A 12,658-nucleotide genomic window follows, 5' to 3' on the forward strand; every position below is an offset into this window, starting at 1 on the left:
GGCTTTCGCGAAAATCATTCCCCCTTCTTGATTGGGAGGAACTTAAATGCCGAATTGGTCAAAGTCCTTGCTCGGACAGGTGTGCATAGCACTTGTTCTCGGTGTCACCGCTGGCTTCTTCATACCTGACATGGCGATGCAAATGAAACCGCTCGGCGATGGTTTTATCAAACTGATCAAGATACTGGTTCCAGCGATTGTCTTTTGTGTGGTTGTACATGGAATTGCTGGCGCTGGCAGCCTCACCAAGGTTGGGCGCGTCGGCGTCCGGGCTCTTATCTATTTCGAGGTCGTCACCACAATCGCGCTCGCGCTCGGCATCGTTGTTGCATATGTCTTTGGTCCGGGCCACGGCATGAACATCGATGTCAGCAAGCTCGATGCGTCCGCCCTTTCCACCTATGTGGAAAAGGCACACGATGTCTCCAGCGGCGGCACGGTAGAGTTCCTGATGAAGCTCATACCCACCACGATTGTGAGTGGTTTCGTCCAGGGTGACATCCTGCAGGTACTTCTGGTTGCTATCCTCTTTGGTTGCGCACTTGCACAAGTTGGCGAGCGCGCCAGGCCGCTTCTCCATATCATCGAGATGGCTGGCGAAGTCGTCTTCAAAATCATGGCATTTATCGTTCGCCTGGCACCGTTTGGCGTATTTGGCGCCATAGCCTACACAGTCGGCAGGTACGGCATCGGATCATTGGCGCAACTGGGCTACCTGGTGGTTTTGTTCTACCTGACAATTGCGCTTTTCGTCGCCATCGTACTCGGTTCCATACTGAGGGCTGCCGGTTTCAGCATCGTGAAGCTGCTGCGCTATTTGCGCACTGAAGTCAGTATTGTTGCGGGTACAGCCTCGAGCGATGCAGTCTTGCCCCAGACCATGCGCAAACTTGAACATCTGGGTATAAAAGACTCCACAGTCGGCCTCGTCATCCCAACCGGGTATTCGTTCAACCTTGACGCATTCTCGATATAATTGACACTTGCCGCCGTATTCATAGCCCAAGCCACGAATACCCCACTTGCGTTCGGCGATCTCCTGGCAATTCTCGGTGTTGCTTTGGTAACGTCCAAAGGTGCTCATGGCGTGCCGGGTTCGGCGATTGTCATTCTTGCCGCGACGCTGGCAGCCATCCCCAGCATCCCTGCCATAGGGCTGGTCCTTGTACTCTCGGTGGATTGGTTCATGGGCATTGCGCGCGCACTCGGCAACTATATCGGCAATTGCGTGGCAACCGTCGTCATCGCATCCTGGGTAGGCGATATTGATAAGGATCGCGCCCGCAGGATACTGGACGGACAAAGCGTGTCGGCACCGGATTTACCGGTTGTCGAAGCAATCACGCAGAACATTGGCAAGCCGGATCCGCTATCCCGACCGCAGATGTGACGCGATGAAAAACCTGCATCAGATGGTTTCCAAATACGGATGGAAGGGAAACCATCTGATATTGCAGCTTTGTACGAATAGTTTTCTACAAGGGTTGCTGAGCTCTATACAGGAAAAGCGATAAAACGGACTTTTAGAACTCCGCGAGCAGACCATTCCCTCATCAATGCGAAGATGTGCACGACGACGTAGAAAAGAACGAAACTCTATCGGTTAGACCGAAGGCAACGGGTGAGGAAACGGGCAATAGACCTACGACCCTTCTGGCATCAGCACGCAACGGTGCCCCGGCCTCAACCGTGTGACGTGCGTAAATCCGGCCTGAGGACAGTCGGAGCGCAAATCGCCCGCCCGCTCGAACTTATCCTTCTTGTGACGGCCGGCACTTCGATTTGAAAAGACATTTTTATTCTGACAAACCAGATACTCAACATACAGGAGAGCAGAATCAAACATTATGCATTGTGAAAGTTTGCGACACGGAAATCGTGGATACGATCTGCGCCAAACAGGAACCAACTTTCAGTTGAACACGGCTTCGCCATAAGTATTGTGTGGATTCACCCCAATCAATCGCACAGTCCAATCCAGGCACGAAAATAAAATGAAACTTTTTTACACCGCCTTCATTATTGCAATTGCCACCACTGCTAGCGCGAACGCGGAAAGAAAGCCCACAATTCTGGATCTCGCTGAGCAGGGTTATGAAATTAAATCGGCGACGGGAAACTATGTATTTTTGCAGAATGAAGAGAAAATTTACATCTGTTCCTTTCTGCAGGTTAGCGAATACAATGTTGCCTCGGGTGACATTGATGCCATCAAGTTCGACTGCGCTGCCGTGGTCAAGTAATTTTGCCACAAGATCCGGCGCGCACCATAGCCGCTCCAGTTTTCATCCAGATTAGTCAGTTCGGACAGATAATGAAAATAGTAGTTTTTGCTCTCGCCGTGATCCAGATCGTGATTGGTCTGTTGTTTATCATTGACGCCCCTTCAACGCAGCGATTGATACTGGGGACAATATCATTTGGACTCGGATCAGTTTGTTTTGGACTTGCAGTGATGATCGGGCAGCTGGATTCCATTCGATTCAACCGCAACTAATCTGTTCTCGGGGTCCGCCTTGAAGCAAAAAACTGAATCCGTTCCCCACCGCAGCTCGAGTATCAAAGCCGGCTTTGTTCAGTTACCGGATCAGGTTGATCCCACACCCAAAGTTCATTCGTCAGACTACGGCGCATCGGGAGCTTCGGCACCAGATTGACATTGTTCTCCCGAAACATCCTCTTTAGGTGGCAAAATGATCATTCTGCAGAAACCTGCTCTTTCCTTGAAATGCCGAGTTCAGAAGTGCTTCTTGTTCGAATGTGCCACTGCCCCAACGAGATAGAGAAACGGTAAGAATGGCTGACGATCGTAGCATTACTATCACCTATGCGCCGAACGTGGATCAGATACCGGACTATGTTCTGGGCTTTGAACATCAGGCCTATCAAAATTACCGGATGATGTTCGACCGGTCGTGGGATCGGCATTTCTGGTGGATCAGAACGAACCTTTCCTTTTGGTCCGCCGTTGTTGCCGGCCTCATTTGTTCTGTAACGTTGGCATTTATCCCCGGGGCACGGGCCAGCCTTGATTATTGGATCCTAGCGCCTGCGCCTCTTGTCGCAATTGCTGTATGGCTTGTCCTGTGGATCGGCTCGAAAAAGTCAAATCGCGAATATAGTGAAACCATAGCGCACTGGAATATCGAACAGGAGCTTGCCTTCTCTCCTCACTTCCATGTCAAAATTGGACCAACGGGCTTCAGACAGGCCACACGAATCTATACGATCGAACTGAGTTGGGCGATGTACCATCATGCAATCTTGCAGTCAGACAATCTGATCCTGGTTTTTCAAGGCACTGTCGCAGTAATTCCAAACAAAGCGCTACCGACAGCTCCCCAGGATATTGTCAATCGGATCCATTTATGGTCTGCGGCCCAGCAAAACGAAATAAAGCCTTTGCTCACTCTGTGAGATTTAACCACGGGCTACAATTCGGATGTGCTTCCTTGAGATGGCCAGCAAGGCAATCGACATGCCCGCATTGTTGTCGAATGCGTCAATTCAGCCAAACACGTCAGCCGTCTTCCTGACCATGCCCTCGACGTCAGCCCAGCTACACAGACTACCATCGGGGGATAATCTGTGTGCTCGACATGCTCCTTGAATAACGACCCTTTATAAATGTTCCCCCTCGCGGAACAACTAGGTAGGCATTCAACATCGCGCGCTCGTCGTAGCGCAAGCTCACGCTGTCGTCGTGAAGGCGATAGTTCCTGATTGAGAATTGCTCCCGTCACAAATCGGCAACGAAAGGTGTTTCAGGGTTTGGGAGTTTTGTGACACCAGAGGCGGCAATCTACCAGAATGAGTGGCGATGAAAGCAGATCTGACGTAATACTCCTAAATGCCCGCTGCTGTTTCGCCGAGGATCGCCGATTTTGTGAACGCCCTTCCGTTGAAGGAGGGGCTTCGCATACTCGAAATCGGATGTGGTCCAGGTGTTGCCGCACGAGAGGTCAGTCGAAACATTGGAAGCGGCTTCGTGCTTGCCATAGATCGGTCCGAAAAGGCGATACGCCTGGCGCGCACCGGATCAGAGCAAGAAATTGAATCAGGCCGCCTGGAGTTTAGGCAGGTGGCAATTGAACATCTCAAGCTTTCAGCACGTGATGAACTTTTCGACATGGCGTTCGCAATGCGCGTCGGTGCACTGGATGGCCGTCATCCAGAAGTCACCAGGCTTGCAATCAAGAGCATCAGGGCTGCACTGAAACCAACGGGCAGGCTGTTCATCGATGGCGGCAATCCGTTAAGAGAAGTTTCGCTGCAACCTTGACTGTCGAGCCGAGGAGCGCCACGTCATTGTGAAACGTGGCTCTATCAACAATTTCGAAGCGACGCTCCACCATAGTCATGGCGACCACCTGTTGCTCAGCCAGCACTAGGCCGAAAGCTCTCTTCTGATAATCTCCGCACCTGCACTCAAGGCCCGCAGCTTTCCAGTCGCCACTTGACGAGACAAGGGTGCCATGCCGCAGTTCGTGCAAGGATAGAGCTTGTCGGCATCGACGAACTTAAGGGCTTTCCGCAGAGTGTTGGCAACTTCCTCCGGGGTTTCCACGGCGTTGGTTGCCACGTCGATGGCGCCCACCATCACCTTCTTGCCTCGAACAAGTTCGATAAGTTCGATTGGAACATGCGAGTTATGGCATTCCAGCGAGATTAGATCGACACTCGATTTCTGTAGCTTGGGGAATGTTTCCTCATATTGCCGCCACTCTGTTCCCAGGGTCTTTTTCCAATCTGTATTGGCCTTGATGCCGTAACCATAGCAAATATGCACGGCAGTCTCGCACCGAAGCCCCTCCATTGCCTTCTCGAGGGTTTCGACGCCCCAATCATTCACCTCGTCAAAGAAGACGTTAAACGCCGGTTCGTCGAACTGGATGATATCGACACCGGCAGCCTCCAGTTCCCTCGCTTCGCCATTGAGGGCCTTGGCGAATTCCCAGGCCAGCTTCTCTCGACTTTTATAATATGCATCATAGAGCGTATCGATCATGGTCATTGGCCCCGGCAAGGCCCATTTGATGGGCTGCCGGGTCTGCTGACGTAAGAACTGGGCGTCTTCGACAAAAACCGGCTTTGGACGCGATACAGCACCAACGACTGTCGGCACACTCGCATCATAGCGATTGCGGATCCTGACCGTTTCACGCTTTTCAAAGTCAACTCCGTCAAGGTGCTCGATAAACGTCGTGACAAAATGCTGGCGTGTTTGCTCGCCGTCACTGACGATGTGAATGCCTGCCTGTCGCTGATCGTCCAATGCCAGACGCAGGGCATCCCGTTTACCTTCAATCAACTGCTCATCCTGCAATCTCCAGGGGGACCAGAGTTTCTCAGGTTGTGCAAGCCACGAAGGTTTAGGCAAGCTACCAGCGGTAGATGTGGGCAACAGTTTTTTCATGATGGGCGACCTTATGTATCGACTTACTAAAGGGAGTAATTGGCAGACCATTCTTCAAGAACGGTCTTATATGGCTTCATGAAGTGCTCCTCAGCAAACCTCCCCTGCTCAACAGCAAGCCTGCTACGCTCTTCGCGATCGTAGACAATGCGAGTCAGTGAATAGTCCTGATGGTTCAAATCTGGCTGATAACAGGCCCCGGCCACGGAATTGGCGTTATAAATCTCGGGTCTATAGATCTTCTGAAAGGTTTCCATCGTGCTGATCGTGCTGATGAGTTCAAGATTGGTATAATCGCCGAGGAGATCGCCGACAAAATAGAAGGCAAACGGCGCAACGCTGTTCGGCGGCATGAAGAAGCGTACCTTTAACCCCATTTTCTGGAAATACTGATCCGTCAAAGACAGTTCATTTTGTTGATATTCTGCGCCCAATACAGGATGGCGATTTCCAGTACGATGATATGTTTTACTGCTGGAGACACTCAGGCATATGACTGGCGGCTTACGAAACTGCTCTTTGTAAGTATTCGAGTTGAGGAAGCATTTGAACAGTTTTCCATGGAGGTCCCCGAAGTCATCCGGAATGCTGAATGTGGTGCGACCATTATTGTATTCGGGCAGCACGACGCTGAAGTCATAATCACGCACGTAAGAAGAGAAATTGTTCCCAACGATACCTTCGACGCGTTCATTTGTCTTCCGATCGACGATATTCGCTCTCAATATTTCAATGAGTGGGAAAGTATTCTTGCTGCCTTCCGCATCAATGACCATCTCCACCGAAATAATCTCGAGTTTAACGGAATAGCGATCGCCTGTTGGGTTGTCCCAATGCACCAGCGCGTTGAAACGGTTGTCAATCATCCTCAAGGCGTTGCGCAGGTTCTCCTGGCGATTTTCTCCTCTGGCCAAATTGGCAAAATTCGTCGTGATACGCGTACTGTCCAAGGGGAGATAGTTCTCATCGAAATGATGGCTCTTGACGCGGAATGTAAAGTCGTGACGCATCGTGATCCGCGGGCGATCGACGACCGGCCCGCCCCTGGCGGCGACTGGAATTGCGGTTTGAGACATGGCTTACCCCAATAAGTTGGGGGCATGGGTCAGCGGACACATAGCAAAACAGACCGTTAGACGGTCTTCGCTACGGCACACCGGGACACCCCGCCCGTGGACGTTATTTTGCCAAGGCAGGTCTCCTGGCTCGCGGGTCATTGCTCTCGTCCGTCTTCCCAGGGAGAACCCCAGTGACAATCTGGACGTCAGCTTGCCGCTTACAGTTGCGGGGGCAGCGCCGGCTTTCCCGAATGAGACGGGGCACGGACTTCCCTCTTAGCTCCGGCGTATCGAACACGACAGCCGGAGAACCTAGGCATTACAATCTTCCTGCATCGGCCACATAATGTCAATAGAATATAAAGAGATGTTTATATCTTTAAGTCATTGACCGCGAGATTGAGTTCCGCATCTACCGTTCCAGTTGCACCAACGCAATTGATCGATCATCTCGCTATCAATCTCCAGCTACCCACCTCCCCGACACTGCGCGAAGATTTATACGCAGCGGCAAGGAAATACGGATACGGATTCTCGGGCACTTGCGAACACTCGACTGAAAGCCATTTTGGCTTTCCCGCTATCAAACGCCACGGTTTGCAGCTTGCTTGGCAGAGCCGCCCTTTGGCAGACAGAAGGCGTCCGTTCAATGATCAGGAATTGCTTAACCCCAATGTTAACATTGATCGGCTTATGATGCGCCCCGGCTATCCAGGAGTTCTCGCTTTAGCAAAGTCTCAAGCCACTCGGCAAACACATGCAGCCGGCGTGAGAGATGTTGCTTATGCGAATAGAGCAGCGTCATTGGCATCGGTTCGGCGCGATAGTCAGGCATCAGCTCAACGAGTTCACCGGCATCGAGATGGCTTCGCACATCGTAAGCCGGAATCTGGATCACCCCGAGCCCGGCGAGACAGCAGGCAATGTAGGCCTCAGCGCTGTTGACGGTGACCCTCCCGCGCATCGGCAAGGTGCGCAAGGTTCCGTCTTCCAGCCATTCCCAGTCCTCAACGCGACCGCTCGACGGTGATGCGTAGTTGACAGCCCAATGCTTGTCGAGATCGTTTATTTCCCTTGGGGTTCCATGTCTCGCCAGATAGGCGGGGCTTGCGACATTGATCAGGGCCAATCTGCCGATTGGGCGAGCAATCAGGCCTGAATCGCTCAAGAGACCGACGCGGACAACACAATCCACGCTATCTTCCACCAGATTCACCGCACGATCCGTAACTCCAAGGTCGATGTCAATCTGTGGATAGCGCTCAAGGAACTCCGGAAGCGCTGGCGCTATGATCAGGCGACCAATCCGACCGGGGACATCAATGCGCAGCCTGCCCGATGGTTGAGCTGCACTCTGTCGGAATAGATTTTCCGTTTCCTCAACATCGGCGATAACACGTTGACAACGATCGTAAAAAGCCGTCCCGTCCTGGGTCGGCGAAACCTTGCGGGTGGTGCGATGAAGCAGCCGCGCCCCAACCCGTCCTTCAAGCTCCTGAACCGCGGCGGAAACGGAGGAGCGCGGCACGCCAAGCGTGTCGGCGGCACGGGTGAAGCTCGCACATTCAACGACACGGGTGAAAATACGGAACAGATCAATGCGGTCCAAGGTACACGGGAATCCTTATTGTACTGCTTTTCTGACAAGTGAAGTCAGAATGATAATCTTTATACCGAAATTATAGACGATATCTTTTCCCGACGAAAGCGGCCGTTGGTGTGGTCGCACGTTGGCTAAGGAGGCCACCTCATGACCGATCACAGCATCAAGGGCAAAACTGTTATCATCGCCGGTGGGGCAAAAAATCTCGGCGGACTGATCGCCCGCGATCTTGCAGCACAGGGCGCGAAAGCGATCGCTATCCACTACAACAGTCCGGCGACCAAAGCCGATGCTGAAGCAACGGTGGCGGCGCTCAAGACAGCCGGCGCCGATTGTGTCGCCATCAAGGCCGACATGACGACGGCAGGCGCTGTCGAAAAGCTTTTCGCAGATGCTGTCGCCGCTATCGGCAGACCGGATATTGCAATCAACACGGTCGGCAAGGTACTCAAAAAGCCGATTGTTGAGATTTCCGAAGCCGAATATGACGAGATGAGCGCCGTCAACGCCAAGAGTGCTTTCTTCTTTATCAAGGAAGCCGGCAAGCATCTCAACGACAACGGCAAGCTGGTGACACTCGTTACCTCCCTGCTCGGTGCGTTCACGCCCTTCTACTCGAGCTATGCCGGCACCAAGGCGCCTGTCGAGCACTTCACGCGTGCGGCCTCGAAAGAGTTCGGTGAGCGCGGGATTTCGGTGACGGCCATCGGGCCCGGACCGATGGACACACCGTTCTTTTACGGCCAGGAAAGCGCCGAGGCCCAAGCCTATCATAAAACGGCGGCGGCGCTCTCCACCTTCTCAAAGACCGGACTTACCGACATTGAGGACATCGTTCCTTATATCCGTTTTCTTGTCTCCGATGGCTGGTGGATGACGGGCCAGACAATCCTCGTGAACGGCGGTTACACCACCAAGTAACAAGACCAGCAACCTGTCGGCCAAGCCCGGGTCCCAGGAGTTCCGATCCGCCTCCTTGAGACCGGCTTCGCTCGGAAGAGGCGGCAGCAAGATTTGTAATCGGTCCATGATTGCAACACCTTGCTGCCATTCCTCCAGTTATGCTTCTGGCGAGTAACCGAACGTTACCGTTGGGTTTTCGGCTGTCTCCACCCAGATACTCTTTGCTTGCGTATAAGCCATCAGCGCATCCTTGCCGCTCGAGCGACCGTAACCGCTGCGGCCGAAACCGCCAAACGGCGACATGACCGAGATTGTTTTATAACCATTGATCCAGAAGGTTCCGGCCCGCACGCTGGCTGCAACACGATGAGCCCGCGCGACATTCTCGGTCCAAACGGCACCTGCGAGACCGTAGGGATTGTCGTTGGCGAGCGCAATTGCTTCCGCCTCGTCGTCAAAAGGCATGACAGAGACAACCGGACCGAACACCTCTTCCCTGGCAATCGTCATTGCCGGTTCAACTCGATCAAGGATTGTCGGCGCATAGTAGTAGCCCCCGGTTTCCTCCAGTGCGTCAGGTTTCTTTCCACCTGCCACAAGTATCGCACCTTCGGCCACACCATCCCGAACCATCTGATCAATCTTCATCCATTGACGCGCGTTGTTGATCGGACCGACATGCGAGTTATTGTTAAACGGGTCTCCGACAACAATACGATTGGCAGCATCAACGTAGCGCTCCACAAACGCCTTGTGGATGGACCGGTGAACTAGCAAGCGTGACCCGGAAACGCAGCTTTGCCCCGCTCCGCTGAAGATAGCCGACTGCGCACCAACAATCGCGCGATCCAGATTGGCATCGGGGAAAACAATATTGCCGGATTTTCCGCCCAGTTCCAAAATACACGGAACCACATTTTTTGCAGCAGTCGACGCAATCGCTGATCCGGCCTGTGCTGACCCGACAAAAACCACCAAACCCGTACGTGGATGGGATACGGCTGCCTGTCCGGCAGTTGGACCTTGGCCTGCAATCACGTTTACCAATCCGCGCGGAGCACCACCCTGCTCGCACATCAGCCCCAGGATGAGTGTGGAAAGTGGGGTTAGCTCGGAAGGTTTGATGACAACGCCATTTCCGGCACAGATTGCGGGTGCGATCTGCCATCCACCAGTAAAAAGGGGGGCATTCCACGGCGTAATCTGCGTGACCACACCAATTGGTTCATGCCGGGTATAGTTGAGATGGCTGCTTGGTACTGGAATAACATCACCATAGAGCTTGTCGCACCAGCCGGCATAATATTCAAACATCTCTGCCACACGGACCGCCTCGCCGCGAATGTCGCGGATGGGGCGACCGGCGGAACGGCTCTCGATTTCGGCGATCAACGGTGCATGTTCGCGGATACAGCGGGCGATTTGGTTCATTACGCGACCGCGGGCTGATGCCGTCAGTGCCATCCATTCCCTTTGAGCACGAGCCGCACTGTCCATCGCCGCATCGATAATCGACTGGTCTGCATCCTTGAATGAGGCAAAAACTATACCGGTCGCCGGGTCCGTCAGATTTTGCTCGTTGCCACTTCCGGCAACTATCTCACCGTTCACAAAACTGCCAATCTCACTCTTCGGAAAGAACCTCTCGAAAATTTGAGCAATACGTGCGGCTTGTTCTTTGGGATCATGTAGTCGCGTCATAATTCTGGTCCTTACCTTGATGAATTAGGCTGAAAAGCGCCCATTCGGGTGAAGTCATCACTGTCCTTGAGATGCTCCGAACCAGCCCAGAGTTTTGCCACAACCGATGTCAGCGGATTGTCCACGCCTGCGCGTTCAGCCATCTCTTGTGCCAGCCGTACATCCTTGCGCATTAACCCCATCGAAAAGCCGCTGTCGAAACGGTCGTTCATTATCCAGGTTGGAAAGTGAACTTCGCTGATCATGGATTTACCGGAAGCGGCGTTCAGAACACGGAGGGCCGATTCAGGGCTTATTCCAGCGGCAAGTGCAAGTTTCAGGCCTTCGCTGGTTGCCACCATATGAGCCGCAGCCAGCAGGTTGTTGACAAGTTTTGCAACATTACCTGCTCCGCTAGGCCCCACATGCAGGGCCTTGGCAGCCATTGCCTCGATAACCGATTGCGCCAGCGCCAGATCAGTATCGCTGCCCCCGATCATCATCGTCAGTTTGCCGGATGCGGCTCCGGCCGGGCCTCCGCTCACAGGAGCATCAAGAAAGCCATGTCCGAGTGAAGCAAGCCTCTGCGCCAGCGCGCGGCTGACATCTGGCTCGGAGGTCGACGTGTCGATAATGACTACGCGTCTGCGCCCGCCCGTCAACTGATGGATATGCGCGTTGACCACATTCTCGACATCCCGAGCCGTCGGAAGAGAGAAAACCAGAAACTCAGATTCTTCGAAAAGCATCTCGAGTGTGTCTGCAGGCATCACTTTTGCTGCTCGGGCAAGTGTCTTGCGCTCAGCTGATAGATCGAACCCCAGCGTAACGAACCCTTTTGCCACAAGGGTCTGAGCCATGCCGAGCCCCATACTGCCAAGACCAACAACACCGATTACCGGCTTTTCAGGTTGCGCCATTCCATGTCTCCATTGTTCATCGACCAACCCTCAGACTGGTCGCATCATTAATGGTGAAAGGCTCGCACCAAAGGGGGCAGAGGCATAGCCGGTTTACAGGCAACGCTGCGTCTCATCCGACGCAACAGTCCGTTGAAGGATCTATCGAAACGCTGCCATGTTGTTGGAGAGAAACCCGCTCAGTCGCTCGACTGAAAGCGGTAAACGGCGCCGGGCCCGCACCATCAGGTGTGCACTAGCCTCGGCCAGTAGCGGATCTGACAATTCGCGTATCGCTACGGCTCCGCGTTCCAATTCGGTAGAGACGGCAAAGCGCGGCAAAAAAGTAATGCCAAGCCCGGCAACTACGAACCGTCTCAAAACATCTATCGATGTCGTTTCAACAACGGGAGAGATTGCAAAACCGCGATCGGCGGCAACACGGGTGACCAACCGGGTAATGCCATGGCCAGGTCCTAATAACGCATTGGGCAGACCCGAGCAGTCAGCCAGTTCCAACCTGTCTTTGGCCAATAGAGGGTGCTCTGGCGGTGCGACCAGACAGAGCGGCTGTTTCGAGATTGCAAGCGAGCGAACCCTCGCATCGACCAGCGGGTTGTACGCAATTCCGATATCTGCATCCCCGTTGGCAATCCCGTCCAGAACGCTTTCCGTGCCGCCGAGCTGCATGTCGTACTGCACATCAGGATAGATTTTGACGAATGAACCAAGTCCATATTGCAAGATATCGGCGAGAAATCCCTCCCCGCAAAGAATGCGGACACGCCGTTGTTGCACGCCCCTGAGAAACCCGAGTTGTTCGGTAAGCAGGCTATGCTCTTCCAAAACACGTCTAGTATGCTCCAGAACCAACTCGCCCGCTTCAGTCAACGCCATGCCGCGCGCATTTCGTTCAAACAGAGACAAGCCAATCTTGCGCTCGGTTTCGGCGATCTGACGGCTCACGACGGAAGGTGCAACGTTCACATGTTCGGCTGCACCTCTGATTGATCCGATCCGGACCACCGCCATGAACATCCGCAATTCTTTTGCATCAAGCGTTTCCATGGCATCATTTTGCTTCGTTGGTTTCTATGTT

10 protein-coding genes, 1 pseudogene and 1 riboswitch are annotated in these 12,658 nt (G+C 53.4%); of the genes and pseudogenes, 5 read left to right on the forward strand and 6 right to left on the reverse strand.

All coding sequences use genetic code 11. The features are described from left to right. Nucleotides 1–46 precede the first annotated feature (46 nt). From LJ361_RS10490 to LJ361_RS10505, 4 genes and pseudogenes are all read left to right on the forward strand, one after another. Nucleotides 47–1,390: pseudogene (locus tag LJ361_RS10490) on the forward strand (C4-dicarboxylate transporter DctA). Nucleotides 1,391–1,994: 604 nt separating this feature from the next. Then, nucleotides 1,995–2,243 carry a hypothetical protein gene (locus LJ361_RS10495; protein ID WP_010660401.1) on the forward strand — a complete coding sequence of 83 codons (249 nt, stop codon included), beginning with the start codon at nucleotides 1,995–1,997 and terminating at the stop codon, nucleotides 2,241–2,243. A gap of 553 nt (nucleotides 2,244–2,796) precedes the next feature. Further along, nucleotides 2,797–3,417, forward strand: a complete 621-nt coding sequence (locus tag LJ361_RS10500) for a hypothetical protein (protein WP_029928543.1) — start codon at nucleotides 2,797–2,799, stop codon at nucleotides 3,415–3,417. A 433-nt stretch (nucleotides 3,418–3,850) separates the two neighbouring features. Continuing rightward, complete coding sequence (locus tag LJ361_RS10505) at nucleotides 3,851–4,282, forward strand: class I SAM-dependent methyltransferase (RefSeq protein WP_010660404.1); 432 nt, start codon at nucleotides 3,851–3,853, stop codon at nucleotides 4,280–4,282. Nucleotides 4,283–4,387: 105 nt separating this feature from the next. Here LJ361_RS10505 and LJ361_RS10510 read toward each other — a convergent pair whose 3' ends face one another. The 3 genes from LJ361_RS10510 to LJ361_RS10520 form a co-directional block, all read right to left on the reverse strand. After that, nucleotides 4,388–5,416, reverse strand: coding sequence for a methionine synthase (locus LJ361_RS10510; RefSeq protein ID WP_151614774.1), 1,029 nt, complete (start codon nucleotides 5,414–5,416; stop codon nucleotides 4,388–4,390). Between the two features lie 26 nt (nucleotides 5,417–5,442). Then, nucleotides 5,443–6,426, reverse strand: coding sequence for a DUF1852 domain-containing protein (locus LJ361_RS10515; protein WP_094515267.1), 984 nt, complete (start codon nucleotides 6,424–6,426; stop codon nucleotides 5,443–5,445). 163 nt (nucleotides 6,427–6,589) lie between these two features. After that, nucleotides 6,590–6,805: riboswitch (cobalamin riboswitch) on the reverse strand. A 360-nt stretch (nucleotides 6,806–7,165) separates the two neighbouring features. Continuing rightward, nucleotides 7,166–8,083: a LysR family transcriptional regulator gene (locus tag LJ361_RS10520; RefSeq protein ID WP_010660407.1), complete on the reverse strand. Its 918-nt coding sequence runs from the start codon at nucleotides 8,081–8,083 to the stop codon at nucleotides 7,166–7,168. Between the two features lie 141 nt (nucleotides 8,084–8,224). Between LJ361_RS10520 and LJ361_RS10525 the strand changes: the two genes are divergently transcribed. Continuing rightward, nucleotides 8,225–8,998: an SDR family oxidoreductase gene (locus tag LJ361_RS10525; protein ID WP_094515218.1), complete on the forward strand. Its 774-nt coding sequence runs from the start codon at nucleotides 8,225–8,227 to the stop codon at nucleotides 8,996–8,998. A gap of 138 nt (nucleotides 8,999–9,136) precedes the next feature. Here LJ361_RS10525 and LJ361_RS10530 read toward each other — a convergent pair whose 3' ends face one another. The 3 genes from LJ361_RS10530 to LJ361_RS10540 form a co-directional block, all read right to left on the reverse strand. Next, the gene (locus tag LJ361_RS10530) at nucleotides 9,137–10,681 is read right to left on the reverse strand and encodes an aldehyde dehydrogenase family protein (protein ID WP_264813469.1); all 1,545 of its coding nucleotides are present in this window, start codon (nucleotides 10,679–10,681) and stop codon (nucleotides 9,137–9,139) included. Between the two features lie 11 nt (nucleotides 10,682–10,692). After that, complete coding sequence (locus tag LJ361_RS10535) at nucleotides 10,693–11,580, reverse strand: NAD(P)-dependent oxidoreductase (protein WP_264813470.1); 888 nt, start codon at nucleotides 11,578–11,580, stop codon at nucleotides 10,693–10,695. Between the two features lie 141 nt (nucleotides 11,581–11,721). Further along, nucleotides 11,722–12,627 (reverse strand): LysR family transcriptional regulator, encoded by a 906-nt coding sequence (locus LJ361_RS10540; RefSeq protein ID WP_264813471.1) that lies wholly within the window; start codon nucleotides 12,625–12,627, stop codon nucleotides 11,722–11,724. Between the last annotated feature and the right edge of the window lie 31 nt (nucleotides 12,628–12,658).

The sequence above is a fragment of the Brucella sp. JSBI001 genome, assembly GCF_026014005.1.
In the GTDB taxonomy this organism is placed as follows: domain Bacteria; phylum Pseudomonadota; class Alphaproteobacteria; order Rhizobiales; family Rhizobiaceae; genus Brucella; species Brucella anthropi.